At 36.2% G+C, this 17,792-nt stretch carries 18 protein-coding genes; 14 read left to right on the forward strand and 4 right to left on the reverse strand.

What is annotated here, in order from left to right; translation table 11 throughout:
- Positions 1 to 121 precede the first annotated feature (121 nt).
- The 7 genes from ACODST_RS19920 to ACODST_RS19950 all read left to right on the forward strand — a co-directional run bounded on the left by ACODST_RS19920 (position 122) and on the right by ACODST_RS19950 (position 5,626).
- On the forward strand, positions 122 to 1,669 hold the full coding sequence (locus ACODST_RS19920; RefSeq protein WP_488933840.1) for a hypothetical protein: 1,548 nt from the start codon (positions 122 to 124) through the stop codon (positions 1,667 to 1,669).
- Positions 1,670 to 1,720: 51 nt separating this feature from the next.
- On the forward strand, positions 1,721 to 2,668 hold the full coding sequence (locus tag ACODST_RS19925) for a 2-hydroxyacid dehydrogenase (RefSeq protein ID WP_488933841.1): 948 nt from the start codon (positions 1,721 to 1,723) through the stop codon (positions 2,666 to 2,668).
- 209 nt (positions 2,669 to 2,877) lie between these two features.
- Positions 2,878 to 3,303: a DUF805 domain-containing protein gene (locus ACODST_RS19930; protein WP_488933842.1), complete on the forward strand. Its 426-nt coding sequence runs from the start codon at positions 2,878 to 2,880 to the stop codon at positions 3,301 to 3,303.
- Positions 3,304 to 3,324: 21 nt separating this feature from the next.
- Positions 3,325 to 3,603, forward strand: coding sequence for a TM2 domain-containing protein (locus ACODST_RS19935; protein WP_488933843.1), 279 nt, complete (start codon positions 3,325 to 3,327; stop codon positions 3,601 to 3,603).
- A 78-nt stretch (positions 3,604 to 3,681) separates the two neighbouring features.
- Positions 3,682 to 3,918 (forward strand): TM2 domain-containing protein, encoded by a 237-nt coding sequence (locus ACODST_RS19940; RefSeq protein WP_488933844.1) that lies wholly within the window; start codon positions 3,682 to 3,684, stop codon positions 3,916 to 3,918.
- A gap of 192 nt (positions 3,919 to 4,110) precedes the next feature.
- On the forward strand, positions 4,111 to 4,377 hold the full coding sequence (locus ACODST_RS19945) for a TM2 domain-containing protein (protein WP_488933845.1): 267 nt from the start codon (positions 4,111 to 4,113) through the stop codon (positions 4,375 to 4,377).
- Between the two features lie 151 nt (positions 4,378 to 4,528).
- Positions 4,529 to 5,626 (forward strand): suppressor of fused domain protein, encoded by a 1,098-nt coding sequence (locus ACODST_RS19950; protein WP_488933846.1) that lies wholly within the window; start codon positions 4,529 to 4,531, stop codon positions 5,624 to 5,626.
- 71 nt (positions 5,627 to 5,697) lie between these two features.
- On the opposite strand, the gene ACODST_RS19955 is transcribed toward ACODST_RS19950, so the two are convergent.
- On the reverse strand, positions 5,698 to 7,500 hold the full coding sequence (locus ACODST_RS19955) for a GNAT family N-acyltransferase (RefSeq protein ID WP_488933847.1): 1,803 nt from the start codon (positions 7,498 to 7,500) through the stop codon (positions 5,698 to 5,700).
- A 120-nt stretch (positions 7,501 to 7,620) separates the two neighbouring features.
- Here ACODST_RS19955 and ACODST_RS19960 point away from each other — a divergent pair, with 120 nt between their 5' ends.
- The 5 genes from ACODST_RS19960 to ACODST_RS19980 all read left to right on the forward strand — a co-directional run bounded on the left by ACODST_RS19960 (position 7,621) and on the right by ACODST_RS19980 (position 11,363).
- The gene (locus ACODST_RS19960; protein ID WP_488933848.1) at positions 7,621 to 8,382 is read left to right on the forward strand and encodes an exodeoxyribonuclease III; all 762 of its coding nucleotides are present in this window, start codon (positions 7,621 to 7,623) and stop codon (positions 8,380 to 8,382) included.
- A gap of 73 nt (positions 8,383 to 8,455) precedes the next feature.
- The gene (locus tag ACODST_RS19965) at positions 8,456 to 9,400 is read left to right on the forward strand and encodes an OmpA family protein (RefSeq protein ID WP_488933849.1); all 945 of its coding nucleotides are present in this window, start codon (positions 8,456 to 8,458) and stop codon (positions 9,398 to 9,400) included.
- A gap of 162 nt (positions 9,401 to 9,562) precedes the next feature.
- On the forward strand, positions 9,563 to 9,814 hold the full coding sequence (locus ACODST_RS19970; RefSeq protein WP_488933850.1) for a hypothetical protein: 252 nt from the start codon (positions 9,563 to 9,565) through the stop codon (positions 9,812 to 9,814).
- Positions 9,807 to 10,100, forward strand: coding sequence for a type II toxin-antitoxin system RelE/ParE family toxin (locus ACODST_RS19975; RefSeq protein ID WP_488933851.1), 294 nt, complete (start codon positions 9,807 to 9,809; stop codon positions 10,098 to 10,100). Before ACODST_RS19970 ends, ACODST_RS19975 begins: the two co-directional genes overlap by 8 nt.
- Before the next feature lie 225 nt (positions 10,101 to 10,325).
- Positions 10,326 to 11,363, forward strand: coding sequence for an aldo/keto reductase (locus ACODST_RS19980; RefSeq protein WP_488933852.1), 1,038 nt, complete (start codon positions 10,326 to 10,328; stop codon positions 11,361 to 11,363).
- 47 nt (positions 11,364 to 11,410) lie between these two features.
- Here ACODST_RS19980 and ACODST_RS19985 read toward each other — a convergent pair whose 3' ends face one another.
- The 3 genes from ACODST_RS19985 to ACODST_RS19995 all read right to left on the reverse strand — a co-directional run bounded on the left by ACODST_RS19985 (position 11,411) and on the right by ACODST_RS19995 (position 14,895).
- On the reverse strand, positions 11,411 to 13,042 hold the full coding sequence (locus tag ACODST_RS19985; RefSeq protein WP_488933853.1) for a DUF4139 domain-containing protein: 1,632 nt from the start codon (positions 13,040 to 13,042) through the stop codon (positions 11,411 to 11,413).
- Between the two features lie 63 nt (positions 13,043 to 13,105).
- Positions 13,106 to 13,729, reverse strand: coding sequence for a murein L,D-transpeptidase catalytic domain-containing protein (locus tag ACODST_RS19990; protein ID WP_488933854.1), 624 nt, complete (start codon positions 13,727 to 13,729; stop codon positions 13,106 to 13,108).
- A gap of 8 nt (positions 13,730 to 13,737) precedes the next feature.
- A complete protein-coding gene (locus ACODST_RS19995; RefSeq protein WP_488933855.1) occupies positions 13,738 to 14,895 on the reverse strand; it encodes a vWA domain-containing protein in 1,158 nt (385 codons plus the stop codon).
- A gap of 235 nt (positions 14,896 to 15,130) precedes the next feature.
- Between ACODST_RS19995 and ACODST_RS20000 the strand changes: the two genes are divergently transcribed.
- Both ACODST_RS20000 and ACODST_RS20005 read left to right on the forward strand, forming a co-directional pair.
- Complete coding sequence (locus ACODST_RS20000) at positions 15,131 to 16,951, forward strand: tetratricopeptide repeat-containing sensor histidine kinase (RefSeq protein WP_488933856.1); 1,821 nt, start codon at positions 15,131 to 15,133, stop codon at positions 16,949 to 16,951.
- Positions 16,948 to 17,697, forward strand: a complete 750-nt coding sequence (locus ACODST_RS20005) for a LytR/AlgR family response regulator transcription factor (protein WP_488933857.1) — start codon at positions 16,948 to 16,950, stop codon at positions 17,695 to 17,697. The genes ACODST_RS20000 and ACODST_RS20005 overlap by 4 nt, the downstream gene beginning before the upstream one ends.
- Positions 17,698 to 17,792 lie beyond the last annotated feature (95 nt).

Raw genomic sequence — 17,792 nt, forward strand, 5'->3', positions numbered from 1 at the left:
GCGGCAATAAAAAAGGCCGGCCTGAAAGTCCCGGCGATTTTGGTTAAAAAAGAGCAAAATATTTTTTTAGGAAAAAACTTAGACAAATAAGTATATTTTTGTTTTTATAAAATGATATGTTATGAATTATAAAACTATTTTTTTTCGCGCCGTAAGTCTTTCTTTGATCTTAATTCAGATTTCCTGTAAAAAAGAAACCAGTATTAATAATGAGGAAATAACACAAAACCTAAGCAGGTCTGTTTCTGCTCCCATTAGTAATGACTATCAGACAGACGAAGATCAAGCGGACAATGAAAAGCTGGAAGTAAAATCGGTTATTCATTTTTCAGGCAGATTTAGTTCGCCTGAATTATGGCATTATGAGAAAGAAATCAATCAGGGGGCTCTTCGGAATTTTGGCCGGCTGACTAACGGAGATTTAGTTTGTTTTATAGAAGAAGGTGATGGAAAGTATAATTTTACGCCTTATATTCTGATTCTTGACAAAGCCGGAAAACAGAAGCTCTGGCAAAAAACGGGAGACCGTGTTTCGAAGTATAACGCATACAATGTATTGATATGCGATGAGCATAACGGAGGCTTTACCTTGTTTGTGAAGAAAGAAATAAAATCTGTAAACGCATCCGCAGGCGGTGACAATGAAAAAATGCAGCATGTTTTAGCAGGCTGGCAGATTGAGAAAATGGCTTATAAAAATGTAAACTCGCCTTATAAACCGGAAACAAAATCAATGAAAGCTATTTTTCTTAAAGCTTTTGAAGAAAGAGGATTCACTTACATAAGAAAATCTGATTTTTCTCTCTATTATGTAAAAGGAAAAATCTTTGTAAGCGGCACTGCAGCTAAACCGGATCAAAGTGAAATTCCGTTTATTGCGGTACTCGATAAGAACCTGAAATTATTAAAACTGAATAGTTTTGAGGGCTATCCGCAAACGGATATTAATGCGATAAGCCCGAATCCTGATGGTACTTTTTATGTTGAAGGAATTGAAGATTCAGCAGCAGACGGAACCTATTCTTCTACTTATAAAAGATTTACAATGAATGATGATTTGCAGCTGCTCAAAGACAAATCAGATAAGAAGCCTTTTTCCTCTTTTTACAGAGGACCGTCGGCACCGGATATTGAAGAAGAAGTTTCTGAAGAGGATACCGGGATAACAGAAAGTGAAACCAAACCTCAGGAGGAAGTGAAAGAAAAGGAAAATACGATTGTTTTTCATTCCGATAACTTCGAAAATTATTATTACAGTCTTAAAGAAAAAGAGATTAATTCAGGTGAAATTGTATTTGGGAAAAACAAAAGTCAGGACAGTACAGCTGTCTGGCAGGTTAAATTTATATTTCCTAAAAACTATGAAGTACCTTTTCCTAACAGTTCACAGGGATTTAAAAGGACAAACGGGGATTTCATTTTTTCTTTGTTTTTACGTAATGAATCTGTGAAAAACGGTGTGCTGAGTATGGCCATTTTTGTTTTTAATAAAGAAGGGCACCTGATCCGTCAGTTTGAAACCCCGGCTTATTTTGGTCTGACTGATTTTGAAATGAAAGAATCTGACGGCAGACTGATTGCGGGCTTTATTTCCTATGATGCCAATTATGTAAACGGAGACTGGGAATATCCCCATGTTTTTCGCTCCTTATCTTATTCGTTAGAGTAAGCAATCTTAGAGAATTACTCTTATTTTTGCTTAATATTAAATTCAATAAAAATGAGTGTAAAAATTCTTCATATCGATAGTAATCATCCGGTTCTCTGGAACCAGCTGGAAGAAGCGGGTTTTGAAAACCACGCCGATTTTAAATCTTCTAAAGAGGAAATCGAAACTAAAATTCAGGAATATAACGGAGTGGTAATCCGCAGCCGTTTTAAAATTGACCAGACGTTTTTAGATAAAGCCGTAAATCTGCAGTTTATTGCAAGGGTTGGGGCAGGTCTGGAAAGCATTGACTGTGATTATGCCGAAACGAAAGGAATTCATTTAATTGCGGCCCCGGAAGGCAACCGAAATGCTGTTGCGGAACATTCGCTGGGAGTAATTTTATCACTGTTTAATAATCTGAATAAAGCTGATGCTGAAGTAAAAGCAGGGCAGTGGAACCGTGAAAGCAACAGAGGTCATGAATTAGACGGAAAAACGGTGGGGATTATTGGTTATGGAAATATGGGAAAAGCTTTTGCTAAAAAACTTCGCGGTTTTGATGTTGAGGTGCTGTGTTATGATATTCTCGATAAGGTGGGCGATGATAATGCCAAACAGGTTTCGCTGGAGGAATTACAGCAGAAAACAGATGTTCTAAGCCTGCACCTGCCATGGACACCGCAGACTGATAAAATGGTGGATGCTGCTTTTATCGCCGCTTTTTCAAAACCATTCTGGATTATCAATACTTCACGCGGAAAAAATATCGTGACGGCAGATTTGACTGAAGCCATGAAAACTAAAAAAATACTCGGAGCCGGACTGGATGTTCTGGAATATGAGAAATTATCTTTTGAAACCCTGTTTCAGGATAAAAATACTCCCGAAGCATTTCAGTATCTGCTTGAAGCAAAGAATGCGCTGTTAACGCCGCACATAGCCGGATGGACTTTTGAAAGTCACGAACGTCTGGCTCAGGTTATTGTAGATAAAATAAAAGCGGTTTATAATCAGTAAATTACAGAATTAAGAATTAAACCGGCTCTTGATTTTGAGAAATCCAAATTAAAATTTAATAACAAGGTATTTCTGTAAAAGTAACTTGTATTATTAGTTTTTGAAATATTTTTTTTTTAATATTGTTTCCGATTTTTAACAAAATTTTAAAAAAAGGAGAAGCCGAAAATCCAAAAAGAGTAGGGGTAACGAATTAATTTAATTAAATCATGATTGAGTGGTACAAAAAGGTAGTTTTTGAAAACTATGCAAACTTTACTGGTCGTGCAAGAAGAAGTGAATACTGGTATTTTACTTTAATGCAGCTTATAATTCTTATTACAGTAGTAGTTCTGGGAGCTATTATAGGAGCATTATTTGATAACGTACTTGCAGGATTTTTGGTGGGATATGGACTTTTTGTGCTTTACTCTTTTGCCACTTTTGTGCCTACTTTGGGGGTCGCTGTAAGACGTCTGCATGACAGTGGAAAAAGCGGCTGGTACTATTTTGTTGCGCTTATTCCTTTTGTTGGCGGAATCTGGATGCTGATTTTGTTATGTACAGACGGCGATTACGGTCCAAATCAATACGGGTCGGATCCTAAAAATGTGGTGGAAGAAATCAATGAAATCGGTAATGTTGAATTGCAATAATAATTAACTAAATATATAAAAATGGAGACTACAAAACCAGAAGCATGGAATACCCCATCTGAACCAAGACAGGAAAACAAAAAAGTTGTTGCCGGAATTCTTGCCATCTTATTAGGAGGATTTGGAATTCATAAATTTATCTTGGGATACACTCAGGAAGGGATAATCCAAATAGTTATTACAATCGTTACCTGTGGATTCGCAAGTATAATCGGACTTATTGAAGGGATTATTTACCTTACGAAAACAGACGAAGAATTCTATCAGACTTACCAGGCAGGTAAAAAAGGCTGGTTCTAAATATATACAGAATCCCATTTGTTTACAGATGGGATTTTTTTTATCACTAATGGAGTAAATATTAAATTTTTAAGATACATGAGCACACAGGAAAATAAAAAAGTTACTGCCGGAATTCTGGCTATTTTGTTAGGAGCACTAGGAATCCATAAGTTTTATTTAGGATATAGTAAAGAAGGCGTTATTCAGCTTATTTTAGGGCTTTTATGCGGTATTGGCGGTATAATCGGACTTATTGAAGGAATTATCTACCTGACGAAATCAGACGAGGAATTCTACCAGACTTATCAGGTAGGTCAGAAAGGCTGGTTCTAAATCATACAAATCCCATTTCGCAGCGAATGGGATTTTTTATAAATAAGAAGTTGGGGGCAGGTAACTTTATTTAATATAATAAAAACCTTTAGTGGATTATTGATCTGGCTGTAAGTGTCTAATATTGCACATGTTGTAAAAATAACAACGTATAAAAAACTAATAATCTATAAATTAATTATTTAGAAAAACATGGAAACTACAGGATTAGATTCAGAAAACACAAAGCCGGAAAACAAAAAAGTTGTGGCTGGGATCTTAGGGATTTTATTAGGCTCATTTGGTGCCCATAAATTTTATCTGGGATATAATAAAGAAGGTATCATCCAGCTTATTGTAAGTATTGTTACCTGCGGCCTGGGAGGTATGATTGGTTTTGTCGAAGGCATTATTTATTTGATAAAATCGGATGATGAGTTTTATGAGACCTATCAGGTTGGAAAGAAACCCTGGTTTTAAATAAAAATTGTAATTAAAAAGTCCCACCTGTCATGGCAGGTGGGACTTTTGATTTGAAGTAATTTATGGTGATTAAAACGGGATTTTTTTATTTCAAAATATGTTTTTTAGTATAAATTGGTACTTCAGATCTGAAAAATAAGAAAGAAATATGGGATTATTTAGTAGAAATAATAAGATTCAAAAGCCCAAAGTGATTCTTGAATTAAGGAGTCCAAGCTGCCCAATAACGGCTATTGTCGAACAGGATAACAGAACAGCCTATTTTTATTTGTTTGGCGATAATGAAGATTTTGGTGTTAAAAGCTGCTGGATTAGAAATTTAAGTAAAGCGCCAGAGGAAACAGAACTAAAATTGATGGAAAAAGGTGTGCCCCCTATGTTAACCAAAGAGTTTTGTAAGTTTCCGGAAGGCCAGAATGCGCTGAATGCTAAGGACCTTGAAATTGTATGGTTAGAAGAAGGAGATGGAGCAGCATTGTTGGAAAATGGATCAGTTTTATGTGTAATTCCAAGCTGGGGAGGAGATGGAGGATTTTACGGATATGCCCGTGATTGCAGAGGAGAGGGGGATTTTGCCTGGGAACTTTCCGAAGATAATGAGATGAGAAAACGGATAAAAAATGCCGTTTCTTTTAGTAAAGCATGGGATGAAGAAATGAATCCTTTTCGAACTTTACAGCCAAAAGTTCTGAACTACTATGAAAGTCTGTTTGGAAAAAGCGAGAAGTATTATGCTATTGATAATTCAGAATGGCCTCCAAAAGGTCTTTATTTATACGAAGGACAAGAAAAGATTGTTTTTGCAACTGTAGCGGTATCATTACGACCACAGCCAAAAATTGAAATGTATTTTGAAGACTCCGCTAATGTAAACAAGATTGAACTCGGAATTATTTTGAAGTCAGGATTAACAAATGATCAAATAAATAATGTGGCAGGTCTGATAAGCGGCATTACAACAATACCCTGGGACTATATTACTTTTTTAGCAGAAGGACATACAGTAGAATTTCAGAACATTGTTAGTAATAAATTTAAGTATGCGGTGCTGACTAATAAATTAAAACTTCTGCCTCAAATGAATGTACCCGCTTTTGGGGATTCGCAGACTAATTTTTTATGGATCGTACCTGTTTCAGATAAAGAATGGAAGGTAATGAAAGAATCTGGTTCTCAGATGATACTGGATAAACTTGATACTATTGGTGAAGAAATATTTAGTTTGGAACGAGAGGAAGTTGTCTAAGGATAGTAGTATAAAAAAAGAAAACTCATAAATTTATGTTTATGAGTTTTCTTTTTTTTAGGATTGATTTTTTAATCTTCTTTCTCGGATAGTTTCTTTTCTAATTCGATTTGAAATTCTTCAATAACGGGTTTCATAGTACTTTCCGGAATATCTGCGATTCTAATGTACATTAGGCCGTCTATAGCATTATTAAACAAAGGATCGACGTTAAAAGCAACTACTCGTGCATTTTGTTTGATGTATTTTTTAATTAAAACCGGCAGACGTAAATTGCCTGGTTCCAGTTCATCAATAATTTTATCAAACTTATTTAAATCAGACTCGGCTTCATCAAAAATAAAGTCTTTGTCGGCATCTTTCAGTTTTACTTTATATGCCTTTTTAGGATGGATATACTGGGCAATATAAGGATCATAATAATTCGATTTCATGAACTCGATCATAAGTGATTTCGAGAAATCAGAAAACTGGTTGCTGATGCTGACTCCGCCCACCAGATACTTATGTTCGGGATTGCGCAGTGTAGTATGGATAATTCCTTTCCATAACAGGAATAATGGCATTGGTTTCTGCTGGTATTCTTTTACGATAAAAGCGCGTCCCATTTCGATCGATTTGTGCATCATATCATGAAGTTCCGGTTCAAAGCGGAAAAGATCCGTCAGGTAAAAACCTTCGATCCCGTATTTGGGATAAATCTCAGAGCCTAATCCCATACGGTAAGCTCCGGCAATTTTTTTGGTTTCATCATCCCATAAAAACATATGGTGATAATACTGATCGTATTCGTCTAAATCGATAGATTCATTGGTTCCTTCACCCACTTCACGGAAAGTAATTTCACGAAGACGGCCTATTTCATGCAAAATGTTCGGAATTTGTTTGGCACTTGCAAAGAAAACCTCATAGTTTTTGCTTTGTAAAAACCTGGAGTCACTGTCTCTTAAAGCCTGAACTTCATCAATTAGTTTTGATTCGTTGGCCGGTGTAACAATTTTTTTAGGTGCTTTAGGGATTTTAAGGCTTGCCGTGTCAATCAATTTGGTATCTTTCTCAAAAGGATTGGCCAGCATATAGGTTTTCTTTCTTAAGAATTCTGAATATTCTTCAAAAGATTCAATTTCGTTTTGTTCACTTACTGAAATTGGTTTTCCAATACGAACTTTAATCACACGGTCTTTTTGTGTAAGTAGTTCCGATGGCAGTTTTGCCGTACGTAAGGTATCGTCAATTTTGGAGAGCCAGTAAAACAATTTGCTGTTTTTGGCATGGAAATAAATGGGTACAACCGGAACTTTTGCTTTTCGGATCAGCTTAATAGCTCCTTCTTCCCACGGTCTGTCTACTACTAATTTTCCGTCTTTATAAGTGGAAACTTCTCCGGCAGGGAAAATTCCCAGCGGTTTTCCGTCACTTAAATGGCGCAGTGTTTCCTTAATACCAATTACGCTCGATTTGGCATCCTTGTGATTCTCAAAAGGATTAACCGGCATAATGTATTTTTTCATCGGAACAATTCTGTGCAGTAAGAAGTTGGCAATTATTTTGAAATTAGGCTCTCTTTCAAGCATTAGTTTCAAAAGCAAAATACCGTCAATTCCACCAAGCGGATGATTGGAGATCGTAATATAGGCCCCGTCTTTTGGCAGACGTTTTAAGTCTTCTTCCGGGATTTCGAATTTGATTTCCATTTCATCCAAAATTCCGTTCAAAAACGCAAGGTCTTCCAGGTGTTTATTACGGTCGTAAATTTTATTGAGGGTAGAGATCTTAAGAACCTTCATAAGAATCCAGCCGGAAAAGGTACCGAAAACCCCGTACTTTTCAACATTTATTGCCTTTGCAACTTCTTTCGCGGTAACTAAACCCATGTACTATTTTTAATTTATTAGAACAGCGAACAAAGATAACAAAAAACTCTACTTTTCGTTGTTTCCAAGATAAACTTTGCACTTTTTTATTACATTTGGAATCCTAAAAAAGACAATCTGATGAAAATTATTTCTTATAATGTAAACGGAATACGTGCTGCCATTACTAAAGGTTTTATCGAATGGCTGGAGGCTGCAAACCCGGATGTTATCTGCCTTCAGGAGATCAAAGCTACTAAGGATCAAATCCCTGTAGAAGCTATAACGGCAGCCGGTTATCCCTATCAATATTATTACCCGGCTACAAAAAAAGGATATAGCGGAGTAGCCATACTATCAAAAACAGAACCTAAAGCAGTAGTGTACGGAACCGGAATTCATCATATGGATTTTGAAGGGCGAAACCTTCGTGTAGATTTTGAAGACGTTTCGGTAATGAGTCTGTACCTGCCATCGGGGACCAATATTGAAAGGCTGGATCATAAGTTTATGTTCATGGATGATTTTCAGGTTTATATTAATGAGCTGAAACTCACGATTCCTAATCTGATTATCTGCGGGGACTATAACATCTGTCATGAGGCAATTGATATACATGACCCGGTTCGTAATAAAACAGTTTCGGGATTTTTACCGGAAGAACGTGCATGGCTGGACGCTTTTATGAAATCGGGGTTTATTGACAGTTTCCGTCATTTTAACAAGGAACCGCATCACTATTCCTGGTGGAGTTACCGTGCAGGAGCAAGGGGAAATAATAAAGGCTGGCGTATCGATTACAATTTGGTAAGCAATGTAATGGAACATCGTTTAAAGCGTGCTGTTATTCTTCCGGATGCCGTGCATTCAGACCATTGCCCGGTTTTAGTTGAAATTGATTAAAGTTTGGTATTGTTCTTGTTGAGAGAACAGCTGTTTAGAATAGTAATAGCCCCGAATATAAACCAAAAGTAACATGATTAAAAAAGCCTCCATCGGATTAGTAGTTTTAGCTTTGTCTGCAACTTCTTGTGTGTCCAAAAAGATTTACAATGATCTTGAAACCAAGTATTCAGATCTGAAAAAAGAAAATCGTTCTATTGCAGATGAAAATGCCGATTTGAAAAAAGCAAAGAACCAGTTAGAACTGGATCGTGATAAACTGACTAAGGATTTAGCAGCAACAAAAGACGAGCTGGCCAAACAAAAAGCCGATTTAGCTGCCGAACAAAAGAAATACAGTGTATTGCAGGATTCTTACAATGCCTTAGAGAAAAACAGCAACGATGCCCTAGAGAAAAACATGGCGAAAAACCGTGAATTACTGGCACAGTTAGAAGCAAAAGGTAAAGCGCTTGCAGACGAACAGGCCCGTCTGGATAAAACGGCCAATCGTTTAAAAGAACTGGAAGATATGATCGCAGCTAAAGAAGAAGCGATGCGTAAATTAAAAGAAACCTTATCGAAAGCCTTAACGGGTTTTGAAGGTAAAGGTCTGACAGTAGAACACAAAAACGGTAAAGTATATGTTTCTATGGAAAACAAATTACTTTTTAACTCAGGAAGCTGGGCAGTTGGTTCAGAAGGAAGAAAAGCCGTAGTAGAACTTGGAAAAGTTTTGGGTGATAATCCGGATCTTTCGGTACTGATTGAAGGACATACAGACGATGATCCGTATGCAGGTTCAGGACCTATTGCTAACAACTGGGATTTATCTACTAAAAGAGCAACAGCAATTGTGGCTATTTTAACTGAAAACCCAAAAATCAATAAACAAAAATTAACAGCAGCAGGACGCAGTGAATTCTCTCCTTTGGCAAGCAATGCTACTCCGGAAGGAAAAGCAAAAAACCGAAGAATTGAAATCATCCTGACTCCAAGACTCGATGAGATTGCGGAGATGCTGAATAGTATTAATTAAGGCGCTATCCCGATAGCTATCGGGACTGAGATAGTAAGATTTACAAAAAGGGTTCAAAGTTTTGCTTTGAACCCTTTTTATTACTATCTCGTCTTGGAATTTGAAAATTTGGAATTTCTATTCTTTATTATTTGTAACTTTGATTTGTATAAATTAAAAATTATGGGACTTCCTGAATTAAAAGAAAAGATAAAAAATCAATTAGAATTGGCAGATGAAAGGGTTTTAAGAATTGTTTCTTCTGTTTTTGACAATTATTTGAATGAAGTTGTTTCGTACGATGCCAAAGGAAATCCATTAACATTATCAGAGTATCATAATAAAGTTGAAGAAGGTCTTGATGATATTAAATACAATCGAATGATTTCAAAAGATGATTTGTTGAAAGAAATGGAAGGTTGGGATAATGAGTAAATTAGAAGTCTTCTGGAGTGAAAGTGCTAAATTGGATCTGAAAGATATTTACTTGTATTTAAAAGAAAGGTATTCTAAAGAAACGGCTTTAAAAATTAGAGAAGAATTATATCAGTCTACTGATAAGATTATTTTTCCTGAGCAATTTCAAATTGATGATTATAGAATTGATTGTCGTAGAATTGTGGTTCGAAATTACAAAGTTTTATATCAGATTAAAAATGACTCGATTTTTGTAATTAGGATTTTTAACACATTTCAAAATACATTAAAAAGTTTGAAATAGGTAAAAGAAGATATTATGGTTCTGAAATTCTAAGATTTACCAAAAGGGTTCAAAGTAAAACTTTGAACCCTTTTGGTTTTCAATAAGAAAATCTTAGAATCTCAGACCTTAGCTACTTAGTAACTTAAAAAAGAATCTTGTACTTTTTTTAACCTTTTTCAAATCTTGATTTGGAAAATCCCTTTGTACCTTTGCTTCTTTGCAACTTTGAACCTATTAAAAAGAATGAAATACACTACATTACCCAATACCGATATAAAAGTTAGTAAAATCAATCTGGGAACGATGACTTTCGGACAGCAGAATACAGAAGCCGAAGGCCATGCCCAAATGGATTATGCACTTGACAGAGGGGTTAATTTTTTTGATACCGCCGAAATGTATTCGGTTCCGGCAAGTGAAGCCACTTACGGCAGCACAGAGAAAATTATTGGAACCTGGTTTAAAAAATCAGGAAACCGCGATAAAGTAGTTTTGGCCTCTAAAATTGCAGGACCCAACCCTAATTTTGGGTATATGCGTGAGAAACTGGATTTTTCTCCGGCAAGTATCAAATTTGCTGTTGAGCAAAGTTTAAAAAGACTTCAGACTGATTATATCGATTTGTATCAAATGCACTGGCCGGAAAGAAAAACGAATAATTTCGGACAGCGCGCTTTTCACGGGCATAATGATGCTTGGGAAGATAACTTTAGAGAAATTTTAGAAACTTTCGACGCATTGATCAAAGAAGGTAAAATCAAACACCTTGGAGTTTCTAATGAAAATGCCTGGGGAATGATGCGTCTTTTGGAGGAAAGCAAGTACCACAACCTGCCAAGAATCAAAACTGTTCAAAATCCGTATTCGCTGCTGAACCGTTTGTTTGAAGTAAACTCGGCCGAAGTTTCTAAGTATGAAAACGTAGGTCTGTTAGGATATTCTCCATTAGCTTTTGGGGTTCTGACCGGAAAATTCCTGACCGGAGAAAGTCATCCTAAAGCGAGAATAAATCTTTTTCCGCAATACAAACGCTACAATAGCGATCAAAGTACACAAGCAGCCAAATTGTATCTGGAAATCGCTAAAAAACATGGTTTAACGTTAACCGAACTGGCAATGGGATTTGTGCTGCAGCAGCCATTTTTGACAAGTGCTATTATCGGCGCAACCACATTGGAACAGTTAAAAGAAAATATTGATACGATTGATGTAGTTCTTTCTAAAGAAATTCTGGCTGAAATTGATGCGGTTCAGGCGATTATTCCTGATCCGGCGCCTTAAAACAAAAATCCCGATAAATTAATTATCGGGATTTTTTTTCAGAGTCTCTATAGATTTAAAATCTGATCTTTTGGATAACGCACTTTATAGCTGATCCTGATTTTTTTAGTTTCATTGGGTTTTAAAGCCAGCTGCCAGGTCAGTATTCCGGTTTCGGCATTTACTTTAGCCGAATCACTCTGTAGTAACTCCACTTCGATTTCCTTATTGGTTGTCAATGGGTACTGATCTTTCAGCAGCAGCTCAATAACTTCTTTTTTGTTGTTTCGTACTGTAATGTCATAGGTAAAGACCTGCTCTTTTTTGGAAGATAAAAATTTGGTGCCCGATTTGTCTGCAGCTTTCTCCCGTTTAATGGATACTTTTTTGTCACGTCCCATACTTAAATTTAAAGTATCGCCAGTTTGGCTGGGCTGAATAAAAGTCTTACCGGTATACATACCTTCAAAAATAATATTGGCTTCTCCCTGAAGCAGGTTATACTTACTGTAATCTGCAATTTCGGCCAGAAGAAAAGCTTCGTTTTCGACTTTTGGAACGGCATAATATTTATATACAGCCGGAAGTTTTATCTCTTTTAAAGAAACACTGTGAATTTTTCCATTTGACAGAATATCGTAGGGAATATCGATATCAAAAGAAACATTCAGCTGATTTTCAGAAACTGTTGTAAAATCAGAAATCGTAGACTCTGCCATAACCGGAGCAGCGGCATAATTAAGATCACTGCTTTCTTTTTTAGCCTTCATATCGCCGCGGGCACTTTGCAGCTGATTCATTACCGCTCTTTGGTTATAGCCGTAATTAACATTGTTTCTTAAAAACCATGAACTTAAAACCGGAGCCTGATTATTTTGATTCGGATAACCGCTGGATAAAGTCAGTTTTACTTTTTTCCAGTCAATTCCTGTATTTTGAACAACTTGTGCTTTGTATACCATATTTATAGGCGCATTAACACTTTCGGTTCTTAAATCATAAAAAGGCGACCAGGAAGCATCATTAGTTAAATAAGATATCTCTAAGGGAACCGGGCCGGCAGCATTGCTCATAACCTGAACAATTAATTTTCCTGATGAGTTTTTTTCTTCTTTACTGCTGTCAACTTCCAGTTTGTTGTTTAGTTTTTGAAGTATTCCATCCAGTTTTTGCTTTCTTTCGGTCAGGTTGTTAATATTGTTGGCCAGTTCAGTTTGTTTGTTTTTATAATATTCCACCATTTTCATTAATTCGGTTACATTCAATCCGGAATTAGTACCTGAAATCTGCTGGTTTTTATCTAATAACTCAATGGTTTTGGTTTCGGAATGGATTGTGTTATTTACTTTTTGAATTTCCTTCTGAACCAGAATAATACTGTCTCTCACTTTTTTTAATAAAGGTGATTGTAAATCGGTGTCATATTCTGAAATATAATTGCTGCTGAACTGAACCGAAAGTACTGTTACATTTGCCAGTGTTCCAATTTGTACAGAACTTTCGTTTAAGTTTACAGCCACATTTTTAATTACAATTTCAGAGTTTCCTGCTGGTAAAACAGCATTTGCGGTTTGTGATATTTCAGCAGCATTAAAATATACTGTCGCGGCTTTTACTTTAGCGGTTACAAAAACAGGTTTTTGCGAAAACACCAGTGAATAAAGGAACAGCAGGAGGATAGTGATGAATTTTTTAATCATAAAGATATTTTTTTAGTTATGAAATGACTTTTAATGGTATAAAAATTTTAATACCAAATGTATTCAATAATACATGATCAGGATAATTTTCTTCTTAGAATTATCAATGAGTTTTTCGAGGGTATTAAAGAATTTTTCATTTACCATCGGACAGCCCAGACTGTTGCAGATTGGATAAGGCTGCTCTTCAAAAGGAACATCGGCATATTTATGAAGCACAATATTTCGGTCAAAAGCATTGCTGTTGGTTGTGTCTAAACCATACAATTTATACGCTTTTCCAAATCTTCCTGAATAAGAACCGCCAACAGTATATTTACCCAGTGAACTGCAATTGGAGTTTTTAGTATTGCTAAATTTCAGTTCACCGTAAACACCGGTTTCGGAGCCAGAACCATGTCCAACCAAACCTTTATCCAGTAGTTTGTTCTTTTTTAAATCGTAAATAAAAAACCGGTTTCTTCCAGATTCTATCCTCATGTCTAAAAAGAAAGCAACATCTGAATTGTATTTAGGAGATTTCCCCAAAAAGCTCCGGATTTCTGTTATCTTACTTCTTAGTTTCTCTTCATAGGAATAAACCGGTTTTGAATTTTTACGCACTATTGGTTTTTCTTCTTTATTGCGGCATGCAAAAGCAGTGAAGAAAACACTAAACAGACACAGAAAGAAAATTTTTCTTTTCATTTCAGTATTTATTTTTCAACGGTATAGCCTTTTACTTTGGCGAAAGACACTATGGAGGAATTGATGGTGTTACCCAGATCATCCTGTTTTTTACTTTTTTTAGCTTCAGTATCTATGTATTCCTGACGCTTTTTGGCCAGTACGCTGATTTCTTTTTGAATGTTTTCTCGTTCTTTTGTTTTTTCAGTTACTATTTTCTGCAGTTCTGCAGTCGATTTGTTTTGCAGTTCAGCGGGTAATTCTTCTTTTTTGATTTTTGAAATGGCTCCTGCATCGTCTTTTACCTTGTCCACCAGATCCCAGCTTTCGTTTTTATAAACCGCTTTTGATTTGCTTACGGCGCGATCTGTATAATTGGCGTGGGAAACTTTTTTAGCATTTTGATCCTGCATGACCTGATTCATTTTTTTCTCAGCTCCTTTTGCTCCGTAATTGATGTAAGTTTTGTTTATTTTTTCATCGCATTTGGCAATTTCGTCATCATAAGGTGTGGCAATGTATTCCACAGTCCTGTCAGAATCAATATTGAAATATTTTCCTTTGCCTCTGTCGGCGCCGTCTTTCCAAAACGTGTTAATGCCTTCGGTTTTATTACCGCAGAAAATGGTATTCACATAGATATCATTTTTTAAAGCATTGCTGATAGCTTCTTTGTAACTGATTCTGCCCTGATTGAATTCTTCGTTTCCTGCAATATAAATCAGTTTCATACTGTTTTTTTCTGCGGTCCATTTCAACTCCTTTGCAGCATCCTGAATAACAGCTCCGCAGTATTCGCTTCCTCCGTTGGTTCTGAGTGCAAATAGTTTTTCGGAAATCAAATCCAAATCCGTTGAAAGCGGTGTCACCTGTCGGATGTAATTTGATTTTGCAGAAAGGCCGTCATTGCCATATTCGTATAAAGCAATTTCGATGTCAGGTGTTTTTCCTTCGTATTTTAAGGTGGTCAGAGTATTTACAATATTCCATAATCTTGATTTGGCCTGATCGATTAAACCGTCCATGCTGCTCGACGTATCCAGTAAAAGGGCAACCTGTATTTTAGTATTGGAATCTGCCGGTTTTTCGATTTCATTTTTTGGTTTCGGATTAGCATTGGAAGAATAACAGCTGGTTATCGAAAATGTTACTGCAAATAATGCTGTGATAAAAAGAGTTGATTTCATGATTTTTAGTTTTATTGATGATTACAGACCAAACTTAGAAACAAAAAAGACCTGTTTTTCGGACAAAGGGTGAAACGGGTCTTTGACTTGGTAAAACGGTTTGTGCAGGGATTATAAAATACTTTACTTTACATTATGTTTTATAAAGCTTTTGAAGTTCAGAGAATCTTAGTGTTGGATTCTCAAAACAAAACAGCAGGTTTATGGAATTAACCTTGTTTTAATAGTATTGTGTATGAGACTTTTATTGTCAAAATTTAAGATTTTCTTATTCTTTTTACTGTTGCTTCCTTTGGGAATGACGGCACAGGATTCTGTTTCTAAAAAAAAAGCCATGCCGGCAGCCAAAATGAAATCGGTGACTAAAGATTTAAAGAAAGCGCTCGAAGTAAATGATGAAGGGCTGATTGCACAGAATTATGAAAAACTCGCAAATGAATTTTTAAACAAAGCAGATAATGCCAAAGCAGAAGAATATTTTAAAAGAGCTTTGAACAGTTATACCAAATTAAAGCTTACAGAAGACAAAACCCGCGTAACCAGAAGTCTGGCCAAAGTACAGGAAGATCAGAAGAATTTTGGATCGGCCATCAAAAACTATGAAGCGGCAGGGGCTTTAACAAAAGATGCCACAGAGGAAAAAATCAATTTAAATGATGCAAACCGGTTAAGAAACCAGGCGAATCCGGCCAGTCAGACCAATTATGTCAATTCGAATATCGATTTGCTGAAAAAAGAAAATAAAACCGCGGAAGTTACGGATGCCTATGTACAGAAAGCGCAGAACTCATTACAGCTTAAAGATAAAGAAGTTGCGATTGAGAGTTATAAAAAAGCAATAGTGTATGCCAAAGATAAACCCGAAGAAGTTATCAAAATTAAGAACGAAATTGCGAAGGTGTATGCCGAAGCCAATCAGTTTGATAAAGCGGTAGATATCAGTGAAAAATTATTAGCGGAAGCCATAAAGAACAAAGATTTTACTGCCGAAATAAAACAGCTTCAGTCCTTATCGTCTCTTTATTTTGAAAAAAAAGAACCGGAAAAGGCGATTTCATCATTAAAAAAAGCGTATGATTTATCTTTTCAGAAAGGAAATTCGGCCGAAGCCAAAAACAGTTTGTCTTCTTTGGTTAAATATTACAAAACCAAAGGTCAGGATAAAGAAAGTATGGTTTTGTATGAGCAGTTTTTAGAAAATTTCGACAGACTGATTCATTCGGATACGACACTGATTGATGCGAAGACTTTTCAGATTACAGAGGAAAAAATCCGTCAGCTGGAAAAAGAAAAAACGCTGAAAGACGAACTGATTTCGAAGAAAAATACTTTTAATTATTTTCTGATTGGTTCGGTTATTTTGCTGCTGCTGCTGTTTTTATTTATTGTGAAAGCCCTGTATTCCATTAAAATTAAAAATAAAGAAATTGCACTGCAGTCATTACGCCGGGAGATGAATCCGCATTTTATTTTCAACAGCCTGAATAGTGTTAATCAGTTTATTTCGGAAAATAAAGAACTGGAAGCCAATAAATATCTAACATCTTATTCGAATTTAATGCGGAATATGATGGAGAGTTCTAATAAAGATTTTATTTCCCTGGACAAAGAAACAGAACAGCTGAAAAAATACCTGGATTTAGAACATCTGCGTTTTGAAGATAAATTTGATTTTGAAATTACAGTAGACGATTCGCTGGACCCGGAAAGGGTTTTTGTGCCGAATATGATTTTACAGCCTCATCTCGAAAATGCGATCTGGCACGGACTGCGTTATCTGGATCAAAAAGGTTTTTTGTCATTACGATTTGATGTGAAAAACGGAAAAATAATCGTGACTATTGAAGACAACGGAATCGGGCTGACCAAAAGCCGTGAGCTCAAAACCACGAATCAGAAGATATACGAATCCCGTGGTTTGAATAATACCAAAGAGCGCATTGCACTTTTGAACGAATTGTATAAAAAGCAAATTACATTTGCAATTGTAGAAAAAGAAGGACTGGAATCCGGTACCATTGTTCAGATTGTTTTTCCTTTAATCGATAAAATATGATGACGATCCAAAAGATAAAAAGTGTAATTGTAGAAGACGAATTGGCGGCACGGGAAGTACTCAAAAATTATCTGAGCAAATACTGTCCGCAGGTTGAGGTTATCGGTGAAGCGCAAAATATCAAAGAAGCCGTTCCGCTGCTCCATGAACTTCAGCCGCAATTGGTTTTTCTGGATGTCGAAATGCCTTTTGGGAATGCTTTTGACGTTTTGGAAGCCTGTAAAGATTTACATTTTGAAACCATATTTGTTACCGCTTTTTCTGAATATTCACTTCGTGCCCTGAATCAGAGTGCCGCGTATTATCTTTTAAAACCCATTAGTATTGAAGAACTGATTGTGGCAGTCAATAAAGTGCAGCATCAGATCATGAATCATGAAATCTTCAACAGAAATAAAATAATTGTAGCAAATTTTCATGAACAGAAGCCTGAAAAACAACAGGTGATTCTGCCAACACTCGAAGGTTTTGAAGTGGTCAGGATGGAAGAAATTGTACGCCTGCGCGGTAACGGAAACTTTACCGATTTGTATCTGAGCAGCGGAAGTAAAAAAATGGTCTGCCGTTTCCTGAAACATTTTTCAGAAATTCTGCCCCTGCCTTTTATCCGGGTTCATAAATCGCATATTATCAATATCAATTGCGTGAAATCGTATAACAAAGGCGGAATTGTTACCCTTAATGATGGCGCTGAAATTGAGGTTTCCCCAACGTATAAGGAAGAGTTCTTGAAGAACTTTAAATAGTGGGTTTGCCACGAAGGCGCTAAGACACAAAGTTTTTTTAAGCTTGTGGAATTTGCTCGCAAAGACGCAGAGTCGCAAAGTTTTTTAATAGCCCC

Source organism: Flavobacterium sp. FG19 (genome assembly GCF_057809475.1).